This window comes from Actinomyces sp. HMSC075B09, from assembly GCF_001812395.1.
GTDB lineage: Bacteria > Actinomycetota > Actinomycetes > Actinomycetales > Actinomycetaceae > Gleimia > Gleimia europaea.
Window position 1 is genome coordinate 310,035 of record NZ_KV808731.1, and the last position, 16,076, is coordinate 326,110.

Annotated in this window: 12 protein-coding genes and 1 tRNA gene; 3 read left to right on the forward strand and 10 right to left on the reverse strand. The window is 54.0% G+C overall.

What is annotated here, in order from left to right; all coding sequences use genetic code 11:
* Positions 1 to 8 precede the first annotated feature (8 nt).
* The 8 genes from HMPREF2854_RS02270 to HMPREF2854_RS02305 form a co-directional block, all read right to left on the reverse strand.
* Positions 9 to 2,273 carry an RNA degradosome polyphosphate kinase gene (locus HMPREF2854_RS02270; protein WP_070618404.1) on the reverse strand — a complete coding sequence of 755 codons (2,265 nt, stop codon included), beginning with the start codon at positions 2,271 to 2,273 and terminating at the stop codon, positions 9 to 11.
* Positions 2,274 to 2,314: 41 nt separating this feature from the next.
* A complete protein-coding gene (locus HMPREF2854_RS02275; RefSeq protein ID WP_083309324.1) occupies positions 2,315 to 2,950 on the reverse strand; it encodes a hypothetical protein in 636 nt (211 codons plus the stop codon).
* 43 nt (positions 2,951 to 2,993) lie between these two features.
* The gene (locus tag HMPREF2854_RS02280) at positions 2,994 to 3,548 is read right to left on the reverse strand and encodes a sortase family protein (protein WP_070618410.1); all 555 of its coding nucleotides are present in this window, start codon (positions 3,546 to 3,548) and stop codon (positions 2,994 to 2,996) included.
* Positions 3,549 to 3,592: 44 nt separating this feature from the next.
* Positions 3,593 to 9,133: an LPXTG cell wall anchor domain-containing protein gene (locus HMPREF2854_RS02285; RefSeq protein ID WP_186822470.1), complete on the reverse strand. Its 5,541-nt coding sequence runs from the start codon at positions 9,131 to 9,133 to the stop codon at positions 3,593 to 3,595.
* Between the two features lie 50 nt (positions 9,134 to 9,183).
* Positions 9,184 to 10,158: a Cna B-type domain-containing protein gene (locus tag HMPREF2854_RS02290; RefSeq protein WP_070618416.1), complete on the reverse strand. Its 975-nt coding sequence runs from the start codon at positions 10,156 to 10,158 to the stop codon at positions 9,184 to 9,186.
* Positions 10,142 to 11,062: a class C sortase gene (locus tag HMPREF2854_RS02295; RefSeq protein ID WP_083309326.1), complete on the reverse strand. Its 921-nt coding sequence runs from the start codon at positions 11,060 to 11,062 to the stop codon at positions 10,142 to 10,144. Before HMPREF2854_RS02295 ends, HMPREF2854_RS02290 begins: the two co-directional genes overlap by 17 nt.
* A 25-nt stretch (positions 11,063 to 11,087) precedes the next feature.
* Positions 11,088 to 12,713 carry an isopeptide-forming domain-containing fimbrial protein gene (locus HMPREF2854_RS02300; RefSeq protein WP_070618419.1) on the reverse strand — a complete coding sequence of 542 codons (1,626 nt, stop codon included), beginning with the start codon at positions 12,711 to 12,713 and terminating at the stop codon, positions 11,088 to 11,090.
* Between the two features lie 97 nt (positions 12,714 to 12,810).
* Positions 12,811 to 13,317, reverse strand: a complete 507-nt coding sequence (locus tag HMPREF2854_RS02305) for a hypothetical protein (protein WP_070618423.1) — start codon at positions 13,315 to 13,317, stop codon at positions 12,811 to 12,813.
* A 126-nt stretch (positions 13,318 to 13,443) separates the two neighbouring features.
* Here HMPREF2854_RS02305 and HMPREF2854_RS02310 point away from each other — a divergent pair, with 126 nt between their 5' ends.
* The 3 genes from HMPREF2854_RS02310 to HMPREF2854_RS02320 all read left to right on the forward strand — a co-directional run bounded on the left by HMPREF2854_RS02310 (position 13,444) and on the right by HMPREF2854_RS02320 (position 14,295).
* Positions 13,444 to 13,680 (forward strand): type II toxin-antitoxin system RelB family antitoxin, encoded by a 237-nt coding sequence (locus HMPREF2854_RS02310; protein WP_070618426.1) that lies wholly within the window; start codon positions 13,444 to 13,446, stop codon positions 13,678 to 13,680.
* 178 nt (positions 13,681 to 13,858) lie between these two features.
* Positions 13,859 to 14,095 (forward strand): antitoxin VbhA family protein, encoded by a 237-nt coding sequence (locus tag HMPREF2854_RS02315; RefSeq protein WP_070618429.1) that lies wholly within the window; start codon positions 13,859 to 13,861, stop codon positions 14,093 to 14,095.
* The gene (locus HMPREF2854_RS02320) at positions 14,092 to 14,295 is read left to right on the forward strand and encodes a hypothetical protein (protein ID WP_070618432.1); all 204 of its coding nucleotides are present in this window, start codon (positions 14,092 to 14,094) and stop codon (positions 14,293 to 14,295) included. The genes HMPREF2854_RS02315 and HMPREF2854_RS02320 overlap by 4 nt, the downstream gene beginning before the upstream one ends.
* A gap of 383 nt (positions 14,296 to 14,678) precedes the next feature.
* Here HMPREF2854_RS02320 and HMPREF2854_RS02325 read toward each other — a convergent pair whose 3' ends face one another.
* Entirely contained in the window at positions 14,679 to 14,993 is a 315-nt protein-coding gene (locus HMPREF2854_RS02325) for a hypothetical protein (RefSeq protein ID WP_070618435.1), read from the reverse strand.
* Positions 14,994 to 15,922: 929 nt separating this feature from the next.
* Positions 15,923 to 15,995: transfer RNA gene (locus tag HMPREF2854_RS02335), tRNA-Lys, on the reverse strand.
* Positions 15,996 to 16,076 lie beyond the last annotated feature (81 nt).

A 16,076-nucleotide genomic window follows, 5' to 3' on the forward strand; every position in this document is an offset into this window, starting at 1 on the left:
CCTGGCCGTTAGAAAACCTTCCGGCCCTTCACCCGCGAAGAAGCGTTCTCCATCAGCACCTCTTGAATATCAGTGAGTTTGCGGCCCTTCTTACCGTGCGTGTGACGAACCCAAGAGCCATCGCCGCGCAAATGCCACGAAGTCACATCGTCAGAGGCCTCCGTGCGCAACAACTTCGACAGGTACGCAACCTGGCCCTCATCTGTGATTCGCACCAGGGCCTCCACGCGCCTATCCAAGTTGCGATGCATGAGGTCGGCCGAGCCGATCCACACCTCCTCGCTACCTTCTGGCCCGAAACAGTAGATACGCGAATGCTCCAGGTAGCGGCCCAGAATGGAGCGAACCCGAATATTTTCTGACAGATCCTTCACTCCCGCGCGGATCCCGCAAATACCGCGGACCACTAGATCGACGGGTACGCCCGCCCTCGAGGCCCGATACAATGCGTCAATCACGGCCTCGTCAACAATCGAGTTCACCTTGATTCCAATGTAGGCTTCCTCGCCGCGCTTCTTGCGCTCCATCTGTTCATCAATGCGCTCAATCAGGCCCGAGCGGATCGACATTGGGGCAACCAGCAGGCGGTGGAACGTGGTGCGCGGAGCATAACCGGACAGTTGATTGAACAAACGCGTGAGGTCCTGGCCAACTTCACGGTCACAGGTAAGCAGGCCCAGGTCCTCATATCCGCGAGCCGTCTTGGGGTGATAGTTGCCCGTGCCCACATGGCAGTAGCGGCGCAGCCCATCGGATTCTTCCCGAACAACCATGGACAGCTTGCAGTGCGTCTTCAGCCCAACCATTCCGTAAACCACGTGCACACCCGCACGTTCGAGTTTGCGCGCCCACGAAATGTTCGCTTCCTCATCGAAACGCGCCTTGATCTCTACGATAGCCACTACCTGTTTGCCGGCGTGCGCGGCATCGATTAGGGCCTTCACAATCGGGGAATCACCCGACGTGCGGTACAGGGTTTGCTTAATCGCTAAAACCTGTGGGTCGGCCGCAGCGGTAGCCACAAAATGCTGCACCGACGTTGCGAAAGAATCATACGGGTGGTGGAGTAGCACGTCGTGGTTGCGGATGGACGAGAAGATGTCCCCCGCCCTCGCAGACTCATACTCCGCCAACCCCTTCGGCGTTACCGGCACGTACTTGGGGTACTTCAAATGCGGCAAATCCAAATCATGCAGGTCGTTAAGCGCCATCAGATCAAGCGGCTCTGGCAAGCGCAACACATCCTGCTCTGAAATCTCCAACCGGTCGATTAAGAAATCCAGCACCGTCTGCGATATGTCCTCCGCCACCTCCAGGCGCACCACCGGACCAAAACGACGCCGCAGCAGCTCTTGCTCCATCGCGGTTAACAGGTTCTCCGCGTCATCCTCTTCGACTTCCAAATCCTCATTACGAGTCACGCGGAACGTGTGCGACTCCAGCACCTTCATGCCGGGGAATAGCGTATCCAAATGCGCGGCTATTACCTCTTCGAGGGGAACAAAGTTTGTGCCGGCCTTCGTGGCGGCGAGGTCTTCCGTAGCTACGCCCTCAAAATCTGGCATAACGGACTCGACATTAACGAGGCGTGGCAGCGACTGCGGCACCTTAACCCGCGCGAAATACGTCTTATCGGTGGCTTCGTTTAGAACCACCACGGCAAGGTTAAGAGACAGGCCCGAAATGTATGGGAACGGGTGCGAGGGGTCCACTGCGAGCGGCGTCAACACGGGGAAAACCCGCTTTTGGAAGTATTTCGACAATGCGTCTTGCTGCGCGGAATCGAGTTCGCTCCACGAACGCAAATGCAGGCCTTCTTCATGGAGGAGGGGCAGGAGGTCCTCATGGAACGACTTCACCTGGCGGGATGTAAGCTCACGCGTCAACTGCATGATACCGTCCAGGATCTGACGCGGGGTCAGCCCCGACGCTGCGACCTTTGCGATGCCCGCCGCAATGCGGCGCTTCAAACCGGCAACGCGCACCATGTAAAACTCGTCTAAGTTCGACGAAAAAATGGTTGAAAACCAAGCGCGCTCAAGTAGTGGGAGTTCGGTGTCTTCGGACTGTTCGAGGACGCGGCGGTTGAAGTTCATCCACGAAAGTTCGCGGTCTGCAAACCTCTCTTTTGGTAGCTCATCTACGGCTTCTGGAGCCTTCTTTTTGACGAGCAGGAACATGTCCTTTTGCTCCGCAGATGCGAAAGGCGCACCAGCCTGGTCCGTGTTTTCAAGGGCCTGCGGCTGTCCGCTGGGCGAAATGTTTTCAGCCATCGTTTCTCGGTCTCACTTTTCTATTCAAAGCCCAAGGGGCATCAGATTAGCCGGCCATTTTCCGATCTTATCGCCGCTTCATCCAGTTCTTTAGCGGTTTCAATCAGGGCGCGAGCACGACGGGTCACCATATTCGCGAGCCTGTCTTTATCTGTGCGAATCCAGGTGGTGCCAAACGTTGCGCCCGATGCGAGGATCCTCATCACCAGGGCCGCGTCGCGCAAGAGCTTAGACAAATCTGCACATCCGGCTCCCGTCATCAGCTCATTCAGTCGTTCAAAGAACTCGGCGTCGTCCGGCGTTTGCGGCCGCGGGTCTGCGTCATCAACTCCTGCAGTGAACGGCGCGTTTAGGCCCTCCACGAACCTCTCGTGAACCTTGATTGAGTCGCGCTGATACCACTCGTTCAACAAATACAGACGCCACAGCGCGCCGGGGAGCGTGAACGCCGGGCTACGTTCCCACAGGTCAGAAACTATGTCCACACCCTCTTCTTGGATTGCCGCAACCAGTTTCTGCACCGCGTTGTCACCAAACTCGTCATCAGCGAGGCCCAGCAGGGCGCGCGCCGACGTCATTGCTACCAAAGCCGCGGCTGCCGGATCTGAATCACCTTCGATCTTCTCAGCGTCCTCAAAACTGAGCATTGCGGGACGGTGGAACCTTGGCTGACTCATTGAACTCATCTCCTAACACTTGCAGTCTAAATTATGTGCGGAGTTATTCGCTGACCACCGCGGTGGCGCGGATGATTTCAAACTGCACGCCAGACAGTGAAGGGGTGTACAGCGTGAGGTCCCAGTCATCCCCGCTACTAAGCTTTGAAGCATCTGCGGCAGGAATGGATTCTGCGGTGAGCACCCGGTAGCTGTACTGTTCGCCGGTAACAGCAGTAAACCTAATTTGAGCACCGTCTTGCAGGGATGTAAGGCCGCTAAAGCCCGGCAAATAGCTCGATACCCCTACTATTAGGGTTCCATTGTTTGCAGCGCCGGCATACACCCCAGGAAATTTAGCCGTTTTGTCCATTGCACTTAGCACTGGGAAGTCACGGCCAAAATCCGAAATAGTCAGCACACCAACCACGTCTTGCCCGCGCACATTCAACCCGGGCATGGCAGGATCGTTTTCTTTATTAACCACTGCGGGTTTAGGGTCGGGCATGATCTTCAGAGTTTGCTCCGCCAGAGCGCGCGAGTTGCTCGCGCCTGGCGACGCGAGCAACCACACAAGTGCCCCTACGGCCACCCCAACTATCAGCAGGCCGAGAGCCATTAAAACTCTGCCTCTTTTTCGGCCCTTCGGTTTCATACTAATCGTTAAGAGCGCCTACGTAGCGCGAGCCCACCTAGTGCCACAGCCATGGTCAGCGCACCGAGCAAATACACCACGTACACACCAACGCCACCAGTTTTTGGTAGCTCAGTTGCAGCTGGTCCAAGGACCTTTACCCCCACCTTCAAGGGGATAGATGAAAGGTTCAGATCACTACCTGGCGCCTGGTAGTTGTAGCCGAACGTTGACCACGCTATCTCGTCAGGATTAACTTCAGCGGGCTTGGCAACATTCGCGTCAAAAGACAGTGCCAGAGTTGATTCCCCACCGAACGAGAAATCTGAATCCTGAGCCGTTTCGTTTAGCACTAGACGGATCGATCTTGAATTCTTAGTGGGTGTAGTACTCCAGTTGGCAGTTGGATTACCAGCCCAATCTGCAGCCGTGAACGCTTCCGGTTCCTGCTGATCTGAGTACTCGATTCGGTAAGCACTTGCCGGTAGTACCTTGCGGGTGCCGTCCTTGCTAACTACCTCAACTTTCAAGTTCAGATTGTCAGCAAAGCGGACCGCGAACTCAGAGTTTCTCTCCGGAGCGGAAGGGAACGTGTAGTTATCGCCCACATACGGCAGGTTAGAAATCATCGTGATCCGCTTAACCGGGTCCGGCTTGTTGTTCTTAACTTCCATCGAGTAGCGGAAGGTCGAGGACGCGTCTTTCAGCGTAATGTAATTCGGCGAGGAGGTAGACGTCGCGACATTCGCAGGATCCGAGACCTCTTCCACCCGTTCGATAGAAGACGTAAACGCATCGCCGCCAATCGGAATCGTGGCTTCAGCCTTGATCGTCTTCAGCCCCTTGGCAGTGTGATTGCTTCCAGTGTTGCCACTCCAGTTAGCGTTGTAGAAGTCGTCAGCGAGCTTCAAGTCAATCTCGGTGTTCTCACCTCTCTTGACTTGCTTTGGATCATAATCTTGCCGATCCAACAAAGTGAAGAAAGCAGTATTAAAAGCAGCTGGATAGTCGCCAGATTGCTTTGGATTCTTCGTGGAAAACTCCATAGTCAGCGACTCACTCGATTTTATGGGCACGCCGCCTACGGAGTATCCCAGGGACGCGATTTTCGGAGAATCCTTGTCGGCACGCAAGTCAAACCTGATGCGACCATCGGAAGTAGATGTCAGCGACAGGTGGAAGATAGCTTGCTGGCCTCTTCGCGACATTATCGCCACCGGATCACCGTTAACTACAAGTTTCTTCGGTCCCACGCTATAAGCCAGATTCGCAGCCCTAATTTCGACGGCAGTAGGCTTACCATCTTGCACAGTCCAATCACCGAATGTGAAAAGCGCATTGCTACTTCCGTCAGTGAAGCGTGTACCACCCACCGAAAGCTTGACCTCGCCCGTAGGTAGATAGTTCGGATCCCAAAGGTCTGAAACTACGTAACCCTCGATGGTCTCCTTGGCGTCGTTGTACGCAGAGATATTCCAGTGCAAGGTATCGGCGTAAGCCGCGTGGGTGGGATCCGCAGTTCGTTCTCCGCCCGTGGAAGTCTTAGCCACAATAGATTTTTCGATACCCGGAACTGGCTTGTCTCGCATCAAGCTGACGTTAGAAGCCAGCCACTGCTCGGTGCCCGGCTTAGGTGAGAAGCCCTTATCTGAAGCCTTTTCGTTATCCAAAATGAGACGCTTACCGTCATTTAGAACCTGGTCACCCTGTTCAACAGACTTGATGGAGGTGTCCGGATTAACGTCCACACCCTGCCCGGTCACATCGTCATAAGGCATTGCCACATTATTTACAACAAAATCCTCTGGAGCGTTCGGGCCAATCAGCACTATATAGGAAAATGCGAGCAACTCATTTGGATTCAAATAGAACTGTTGCCTCTCCTCGTCATATGCGAGGTTCCCCTTCTGCCCATCATCTCCATTGGATACCTTGAAAGTAATCTTCGAAGGGTTGGTGACATCTGCTAGTGCAGTAATAGTAGCGTTCTTCGGCTCCGCGCCAGCAACGGCGATGGGAACGTCAGAGCTCTTGGCTTGCCAGGTGCGGAAATTATCCACGTTTGCAAGCCAACCGGAGCCGCCTGAGTTATAAAAACCGTGCCCTTGAGTAAACTCATCTGTGGTTGGGTAGAACGCTCTATACGTCACGCCCTTGGGGAGCATGTCCTGAATATCGTTCAAATACAGGCGCGAATCTCCGTCATTGAATAGCGACACGTAATACAGCGCGTAAGGTCCGTTAAATGACCGTTTTCCTTCAGGATCTGTTGTCGAACGAGAATACACGGTGCGCGCGGTGCTATCGGAATTTGGGTCCAGCATAATTCGCGGCCCATAACCGCCGCCGCCATCTGCAAAACTGTAGGAGCCAGAGCCAAGGTCAAAATTACCCGTACCTAGCACGCCCTTTTGTAGCGCGGCGTTAGCAGGTTTCCCATCCTCACCAGCTTTGGTGACAAAGTGGCTGACGCCATCGTTCATAGTCTTTACATGCCAATTGTTGTACAAAGTGTCTTTCAAATACTTAGAGACATAAGCTTCGCCGTCATCAGCATCAGGGAACTTCAACGTGATATAGGCGTAAACCTCGCCCTTCACGCTCAGTTTGAAATCTTCACCCCACACTATGTACTGCTGCGTGTCATCCCCGTCATTAGCACCATTCGGAGGAGTTTGGGAAACGCTCCAGTTCTGCCCGCCCTGCACCGAAGTTCCAACGGGGAACTCCACGCTAATGTCTTCCTTTGTCCACGGCCTGCCCGGCAACGACTTGGGTAGCGCGTCGTAAACGTCAGCGTTGGTGAAGTCGATCGCAGTGTCCCGAGAGTTCGCTACCGAGACGCGGTAGGTGACTGATTCCCCTGGGCGGACCGGACTTTGTTTAACTAGCTCGTCCTCGCCGGGCGTATCGCCCCGCTTCGTGACGATGTTCTTGGTCACGTACTGACGTGAAATCGGGTGAGAGGTCTTTGCGCTCGGCGGTTTACTGTTGCCTGCCGTGTTAATCACGTAGTGCTGTTCATTATCAGACGGATCTAGCTCATCAACCAGCGTCGAATAGTGAGCGGTAACAACCGCGCCTGGACTGTACTTCGCAGGGTCTACGTACCATTGGATTCGCGTTGATTCATTGCCGACCTCAACGTGATCTGCAATGAATTCGTGCACTATATCCGTCTTATGCGGAGGAGTTTCCACCAGTTCAAACGTGACGTTTTTGTATGTGCCGGGCTTATCCAGCACGTAGTAGTCAACCTTTTTAATAGTTTTAGTTTCCAGCCCAAGACCTTTTAGGTCCGGGTTTTTCTCGATTTTAGCGAGCAACTTGTGAGGCCCCGACAGCTCGTCGATGAGCGGCATAATAAAGCCTTCTGGAGAGCCGGTGGCCAATTGCACTCGAATCGAATAGTCGATCTTCTGGCCAGAGTTAACTTCCTCGTTATCGGCCGGGTCAGAGATTTTGCCGATCTTTGCCTCCGGCATCGCTTTGAACGTGGAGTTACTTGGCGTGTCCCCAAAATATGCCGTGTTCTTTACATCTTCACCCGAATCGTTTTGGATCGGATCGCCAAAAATGTAGGTGTCTTTCACCGTGGCGTTAAACGAGAGTTTCAGCTCATTGCCACCGTAAATCTTGCCATCGGGCACCGCCCAAGAAAGCGAGTATGCGGTGTTTTTCCTTACTGCAAAAGCGGCCAGCTTGCTCTCAATTTCGGCAGCCGAAAGTGTTTCTTCCGCACCATTTCCCACCTTGAACGTGATGGAATTGCCGGCACGTTTTATCTGCACGGTGGTTGGGTCGGCAGTACACGCCGGGTTGTAAGATGGCGAAAGACCCGCCGTGCCACCCGAAGCTACCTGAACGTTAAGCTTTTCGGCGCAGGGCACAATATTTGAAATGGTGATCGACAAGCCAGAAGATTCGGGCTTTCCCAGCACCTGCCGAACTTGCGCCGGTGTCATGTAAAGGGTGGTGGGTAAATCGTCCTTCACTGTCGCAAGATCCAACGGGCCCGAACCAACATTCTTGGCGCTTAGTGTGAAGGGAACGGCCTGGCCGCGCAGGTAAATCTCTGTTTTTCCGTCACCCGCAGTCTTTACAAACTCACCCTTGCCTGGCTCTACCTTGACCGGCGTTGTTACTTCCGCATTGGTTGTCTTCGGATCGGTATGCGTGTAATGCGCCGTCATTCCAACCCCGTTGCTCACGTCAACGGATCCACCCTCAGGAAGTTTCTTGGCCACAAGCAAATCGTCAGCGAAACGCAGGTACAGGCTTCTGGTTGCAGTGTTCTTATTTCGATACCAAGACAGTGTCAGGGTGCGGCCGTCGTCACTGAGTTTGCCAGTCACGTGCCTGTATTCAGGCTGCGGGACAGCCCAACCGATATCCACCTGATCTAGCCCAAATCCGTGAATGCCGAAAATCGGCGTTTTCTTGCCGTTGATGCTAGGGGCGAAAACGAGGTCATTAACGTAGCCGTCTCGCGTCCACCCGTCCAAGCCATCATAAGACATAAGTCCACCACGGCTGCTACTGTTCAGCCCGTCTCTGATCCCCTTAATATAGTCAGGATTGATTTCGAAGCCGTCGGGCACGGTGAACGTCTCTTCCACCTTGATCTTCTGGAACGGATCCTGACCTACCCCACCGGTAGGCAAAGTGGGGGAATCCTGAGCCTTTTCAAGGTAGAGCCTGTACCTCAAATTATGTAGCTCATAAACGCCCTTTTCTGCGTTGTAAGCGATGGCTGGCTCTGACGCTGCTGGCCACGCACGAGAATAATTACCCGAAGTATTCTGGCTCTTAACAGCCTGATACTCTGGCCGCACCGTGTCCCACTTCGCTGCGTGGACACCACAACCAGGATCAACCGCCGTCTTGCCTGCAGCCTCTGCCTGCTCCGTTGTGAGCTGCGCGCCCCAGATGCGGGCCGTGCCACCCGGCGATGCCGGGGAGTCGTACTTCGTTTCTAGATCTACAGAGAAAGCCTCACCGATCTTCGAGCCGGGGACCTCAATGTAATAGGTGTTCTCCGCGCCCTCCGCCTTGCGGAAATAATAGGGGTTTACCTGGTTTTCGCTGTTCTGGTAATACGGCTCATCACGCACTTCCAGTTTCGAGCCATTTACCAGGGCGTAACCGTCCTTATTCGAAAACTCGAGGTAAATGCGGTGTTGCACGTTTTCTGCGGCAGCGGTGTTCGAAATACCGATGTGTTGCTTAAATGTCTCGCCCGTATAACGCTGCGCAACACTATCGACCACATTGGGATCCTTTTGCGTTACGGCCTGCGCGATTTCGATCTGCAAGTCACCAACCACCTGCGGGTTGACAGTGGTCTCATTCTTATCCGCCGGGCACTGCCCAGCAGCCCCCGCATCCGGGTTTGGCTCCCCCACCGGCTGATCAGCAGCAGCGGTGTCCTCGCTAATGGAAAGCTCGGTGGGCTCCTCGGGTTGATTATCGGGTTCAACCGTCTGGGATTCCACCTCAGGCGCAGCTGGGTCAGCATAACTGGTAGCGGGCATAACAAACATGACGCCCAGGAGAGCAATGACGCTCACCAGTGCGACAAGAATGCGTGTTCTCGCGGCCTCAACACCTCTAAGCATGGCTACGCCCTCTCATTTCTTCCGCGCACGCGCCCTGCGCCTACAAGCACCAAACCAGCCAAGAACAACACGATGGCTACACCGCCAACTTTCCCGTCTATACCCGTTTTTGACAGCGGACCCTTTGGCTTCGGATTCTCAGGTTCAGGAGCAATGTTCGTTAGCGTGAAAACGTGATTATCCACAGCAGTTCTGACCTCGTAAGACCCGCTCAGCTTCTCAGCTACCGACCAGCGGCGGTCTCCCGTCTCGTCCTGCCACTCGAACGTCCAATCATTCTGCGCGCTCAGAGTTACACGCTCAAAAAGCTTTCCATCAGCCAAAACGTCTACCTGGATCGACGTTGGCCTGCGATCCTTCACCGGCTCATCCTGCCAAAGCTTGACCAAACGGTACTTCGTTGGCTCTACCTTCTGAGGCTCCAGCTTTGGCGCAACCACCACGTCGTAATCGAGCTGGCCCTCACTACCCTTCTGAGGGAGCGAGAATATCGCCGGAGACGCGACGTATCTATACGCTCCCTGCTTCACAGGAGCTGCCGTCATCAAATAAACGCCTACCTGCAAGTCCTGCATGCGGACCTGCCCCGCAGAATCGGAAGTGGCCTGCGCCGTTGGAGCCACACCGTCCCGCTCCAGCAGAGACTGCAACGTAAGCGTGGCGCTCGCTGCCACGTCAGGATCGCTCGGCTCGGTCGCATCAGTCAACGACTTCCAACCAATAGCCGTGGCGTAAGAATCATCTAATACGAAAGGCAAACCCGGGGCCATCTCAGCGATCCGGTACAGGCGGACCTCCACGCCGGGCAGCGGCTGGTTATCCACCGCGTGAAACAGGGCCGACACCGAACCCAGGCGGTCTGCCTCAACATTTTCAAAATCTAAAACATCGGGCCTTGAATCGGCGTGAGCCGGAACCAACGAAAACGCCAGCGCAATCGACAACCAAAGCGCTAATAGGCTACTTTTCGTCCGCATGGTCACTTTCCTTCCCCATGTGCCTGGGCGCATACACACTTCGCGTCCGGCGCAACACCACTACAAGCCCCACCACAAAAATAGGAACAGCTACAAAAGCTGCCACCAACACCGGGTCTACCCGCACAGCATCCGCCGCGATAGACCCCACAGCCGACAACTCGGTTCGCTCGCCAGTAACCAAAAGCCTATGAGTGTTAATCCCATACGGCGTGCAGGTAACCAGCGTCACCAAATCTCGATCAGCCTCGAGCTGCAGAGAGCCAACTTCCGTTGGTAACACCTCAACGATGTCGCTCACGCGATACGCCAGCTCTCGGTTACCCGTTCGGATCACAAAAATGTCACCCGGCTTTAGCTTGTCTAGATCCGTAAAGAGCTTGCTTGACGGCAAACCTCTATGACCTGTCAGTACCGAACGGGTTCCAACTCCACCAATCGGCAGCGACGTACCCGGGATATGACCGACACCCGCCTGCAACACGGCCTCGTCTGTGGTGTGGTAAATCGGCAGATTAACTCCCAACGAAGGAATCTGGATTGTTCCCATCACCGACGTGCCCGTGAAGTTCAGCATCCGTAGATACTGATCCATCTGCGAAGCAGGTAGCCTACCCGGCTCATAAACAAGCGCATCGTTATAAGCTTCCGCCTCATCCAAAAGACGCTCCACCTCAGTGGTGTCCAGTTTTGACACGGCTTCCTCATAACTAACCACCGCTGCTTTTTGCCTCTGGTGGTTATAAAAGTTAGCCACCGGCGGGTAGAGGAAAACCAGCAAGCCAAAAATGAACAAGGCGATTAACGCTATGTCTGAAAAACTTCGACGTCCCTTTTTCGTGCGCGGCGTTCCCGCCGGCGGCTTAGTTTGCCGGCGGGAACGTCCGCGCGTTGAAAGGGTCAATCTAATCGACCGTTACGGCTGGTATCTACGCTTTCTTGCGATTACGTAGAACGAAACCACCCGCAGCAGCAACCATCGCGGCTACGCCAACGATCGTGAAGATTGTGGTACCAATGCCACCCGTCTCCGGAAGCGTTGAACCCTTCGAGTTCTTAATCTGGAGCGTCGAGAAGCTGCCGTCTGCTGGAGACGCATCGGCCTTCTCACCAAGCTTTAGCTCCGTAACAGCAGGCTTCTGGCCCTCCTTAGCTTCAACCTTGGCAGTCAGCTTAATCGACGTGTACTTCGCGTCTCCAGAAGGAAGGTTGTAGCCAGTCGGGGCCTTGGTCTCTTCCAAGTAGTACTGCACGTCAGCATCAAGACCCTCAACGGAGAATTGGCCGCCATTGGGAACAGTAATTGTGGTGCCAGCATTAAGCTCAGCCCAGCCGGTAATCTTGCCGTTGCTGATCGTGGCAGCCTTGGTCTTGTCAGCGTTCAACAAACGGAACTCAGCGCCCTCAAGCTTAGTCTCAGGCTTGTCTGCGTCTACCTTCTCAGAATCAACCTTGTAGGTGAAAACGAAAACTTCCTTGTCAGGCGTTTTACCAGTAGGCTCGCCCTCATCGTCAGATGCACTCTTCGAGTACTCAACGTGCACCTTGTTAGGCTGCGGCTTACCAGCTTCAGACTTCTCGTTCAGCTTCGCGGTATAACGAACGGTGATCGTGGAGTCAGCAGTTACGCCCGGAACATCTTTCAGGTTGGCAAAATCAATACGGATACGCGTTCCGTCCTGGTAATCACCAGCATCGGCGATCTTTTCCGAAGTGACCGTGTATTTGCCCGCATCGACCTTAGTGGCGCCAACGTAAACCTCTACCGAATCAGCGTTGAAGTCGAATCCCTTTGAAAGCTCATCGACAAAAGCGTACTTGTAAGTCTTGTAGTCTGCGAGGTTCTTCGAAACTGTTCCCGTGAGAAGGAACGGTACGTCCGCGCCAATCTCATAGTTAGCCGTCACATCATAAGCGGTTTCACCATCATTAACCTTGCTTGCGTCGATTCCGGTAGTTTCCTGAACCTTCTTATCCGAAGTAGGAACAGAAGACTTCGATGCAACCTCAACCGGGCCAACAACCTGCAAGATCGGAGTAGTCAAAGCGGCGGCGTTGGTGTCCGTATCCACAACTACGTAGTAGCCGGGGGCAACTTTGCCGGTTTTGTAAGTAAAGGGAGCCGCATCGCCGGATTTAGTGAAATCAGCTTTAGTATCGCTTAGGTTCTTAGAGACCAGCTTTGCAAACGCAAGAGCCGTATCGCTATCTGCCTTCTCTAAAGCCTTTGCGACATCGGCTGCTGAAGAGCCTGCAGTAACGCCATCAAGAAGATTCGCGCCAGCCACAGCGGCCAAGAGCTCGGTGGACTTAACACCGGTACCCCACTCGATGTTCGACAGCACCTTCTTGCCGTCAACATCAGCTAGGTCACCCTTGAAGACCTGGTACGCACCGTAAGTGTGATCGCCTTCCTGGCTGGTCACAGTGATTGTGGGATCATCCGCAGCTTTCGCTAAGCCCGGGAAAGATACCGCCAACAAAAGGGCAAGTACCGTGGCAAACGCGACCGCGACTGCACGTACTCCCCTCTGCACGGAGATTTGTCGAGACATGAAATTTCCTTCTTTAGTTCGAAAGACGTGCAGTTCGCACCTTTGCAGGTTATCAAATTATTTTAAGACGTAGGACTCATTGCCTAGACGTAGAGGCTCAAATTCTTCCCCAACTCCGCACAGGCCACACTTGCAACACCACGCGGCCAACAAAATCCTCGCCCGCCACCTCGTGCAATGCGGAAGTATTGCCCTGGCCGATCACAACCAGCACTCCTCCCTCAGGCACCGTTGCCGGAAACGAAACCTCCGAGCGAGCTAAATCCTCAGGCGTTAACGCAGCTGGGGACTCAATACCGTTTACCGCCAGATGACCGTTATCGAGCACATCTACCTCATCGCCGGAAATGGCGATAGCTGAGCGGACCAGTATGCGGTTTCCGTGGAAGAACGCGACCGTGTCACCCCGACCAAAATCCACATGATGCGCGGCAACCAACACGTCATCCTTCTCAAACCCGTTTCCCGTGCCGCGGACCTGGAGAACAGTTACAAAAAACGTGGACAGAATGATTGCCAAAGCGCTCAATACCAGCGCCACCTCCGCAACCCGGAGGAACACTCGGGTGATCCGAGCTAGCGAATCCCATTTTCTATCTGGCATCACGCCGCCTTAGAACTAACCAGCAACACGCAAAAACAACTGCCCGCCCGCATTCTATTATGAGCGGCTGGATTCCTGCGCCGTTTGTGCCTGGATATGCGAACGTCCTACTGCATACTTGTTTATATGAGTAGCGATGTTCTTAGTTTGCGCTTGCCGAAAGACACGAAAAAGCGCCTCGACAGCCTCAGCGCTCAAACTCGACGCCCCGCCTCCGTTTACGTTCGCGAGGCGCTCGAAAAATACCTGGATGACCTAGAGGACTACTACCTGGCTGCAGAAGAGCTAGACGCAATCCGCGCCGGCAAGTCGAAGACCTACTCGCTTGAAGAAGTGAGGGCTGACCTTGGCCTGGACGATTAGAATCTCGAAGGACACGCTAAAGGAACTAGCGAGACGTAAGACGATGGGAAAACAGCTGTGGGGAAGAGTTCTACATTGGACAAGCCAAACAGCGCTCACACCCGCACCCGCGCATAGCTGACACCCAGTGAGCATTGCACGCCCCTGTGGTACAAGTTGGATAGATATGGGAGGCATTATGCGCACTTTTGACATTGAGCAACGCCAGCCTGAATTATTCCAAAACCTTGATGATCAACAGCGACTCGGCGTGCGCAATACGCTTGCGGCATTGTGGCATGAAGGATTCGATCTGACCAGAGAAGATGTCGAAAACCTTACCAACTACGCCGCGGGCATTATTGACGCTAACGAATACAGGGCTAGAGCACACGCAACGGCGGGCGCACACCACGGAAACGAGGAAGCATTATGAGCGTGTCAGCACAACCGCGTTTAGTAACTCAGGCCGCAGTACGCGAGGCCATAGCATTTGCAGATGCTGCGCTTGCTTTAGCTGGCCACACTGTTACTGACGCCTACATTAGAGATTTGCTCGAGCAGTGTTTATCTGGACAAATCAGCGACGCTGAATACCTCGCCCTAGCCACCCAGCACATCGACCGCACACAGTGATCGAACAACGTTACTACTCTTGGAACGACTACTACATTCCAGGAACGACCACCCTGAAAAACAAATTCGTGACGGCAATCCACCCCTTTGGGGAGCCTGATGCGAAGAAGCCAAGAACAAAAGGGAAACCGTAGCCGTGTCGAAGTAAAGGCGCTAACACGGTTACGGACGGGGAATGTAATAAGCCTTGCTGTATACGCGGAAGCTCCTGCTTTCGCAGGGGCTTCCAACGGGTGGGCCAACCGGGAATCGAACCAGGGACGCACAAACCTTAGGATTATGGTCTACCTTTTCGTCGTAGCATTGCCCAATCTTTAACCGAAGTTACCCCGACACAAGAAACGCCGGACGAGTCAGCACATTCACGTTCTTTTCCTCCATCGTCAGAGCAACAGCTTCAGCAAAGCCAAAACGAACGTGATTGCGATCGCATTTATAGTTATATAGCAGACACGACGCATGCCCTCATTGCCGATGCCGCACTCGTTGGAGACTTTAAGCAGGATGCCGACAATAACGACACCAGCAATCGCTGTTACTCCACTAATCCATATCAACCAGTTCAACATTGTCTGCACGATAATATCCACTCCCGGAGGAGCCTTGGGAACCGGGTTCAAATCCAAACTGGCCAAGCCCGCCCACACGCGCGCCTTACCCGCACCAATCAGAGCAGCACCTTTAGAAAACACATTCATTAATCTTCCTCTCTAATCAAAGACAAATCTTGCGAAACCTTACGATCTTCCCTAGAAGCCTCATCACTCAAGCCCCTTGACGGCGTCACGCCTGTTGGAAAGACACCAGCCGCACGCACCCAGACCAAACCTGGGTATCCATTGTGTAGAAACGACTGGCGAACCAGTCCACGGATTAACATCACTCATTGCAACCTCCCTTCTACGCGCTACGTAGAATGTGCGCGCACAACAGCAAAGGGCATAAAGTGACCGCCAGCCACCAGTCACCATTGACTAACCGGAAACCCAAACAAAGACGCGAGAACTAAGGCGCCGCAACGAATACCTCGCCACCTTTGAAGGCCAGACCTGAAAACAAGCCGGATGCAGATACTTTGTGGCCCGCGATTACAAGGAAGCCACCACCACTGTGGAAGCAGGACAAGACACCAACTACGAAGAAGTCATCTGACGCGTTAACGACGAGTTAAACCGATGTAAAAATGCGAAAAAACAAAAAGCAGGGTGCAATTTTGGCACCATGCTCACAAGCTTTTTAGTGATTTGCGTCACGTCGATTAGGTTGCGGGAACAATCGACTCAAACACTTCCCGCGCCACTAAGACTAATGATTCATCGGCGATTTCTAAGACGCTACCCGTAACACGCTACAAGATCCAACTAGCATCGCCTTCCTGCCCCCACTCCAGGACGCACATCCGTCCCGGACATTATTGCTACCTCTACCAGATCCCCCAAGGCGCAAACATCATCATGGGTGAAACAACGCCGGTTCATGCCGCCCAAGCGCCAATCGCCGCAGTAAGTTGTAAAGACAAGTAGCAGCCACCTTCCATGCGATCCCGCGCGTAACGTCGCCGCCAAATACTGCGCCATTTGTGCCTGGATATGCGAAAACCCCTGCTCTCGCAGGGGCATCCGCCGGGTGGGCCCACCGGGAATCGAACCCGGGACCCACGGATTAAAAGTCCGTTGCTCTGCCAATTGAGCTATAGGCCCGTAGGCACCATTTTAACGCCTAGCAGGGCAACTGCCAAAACCTAAACCCATTACCGCAGCAACAAAAGAGGAGGGAGCCAG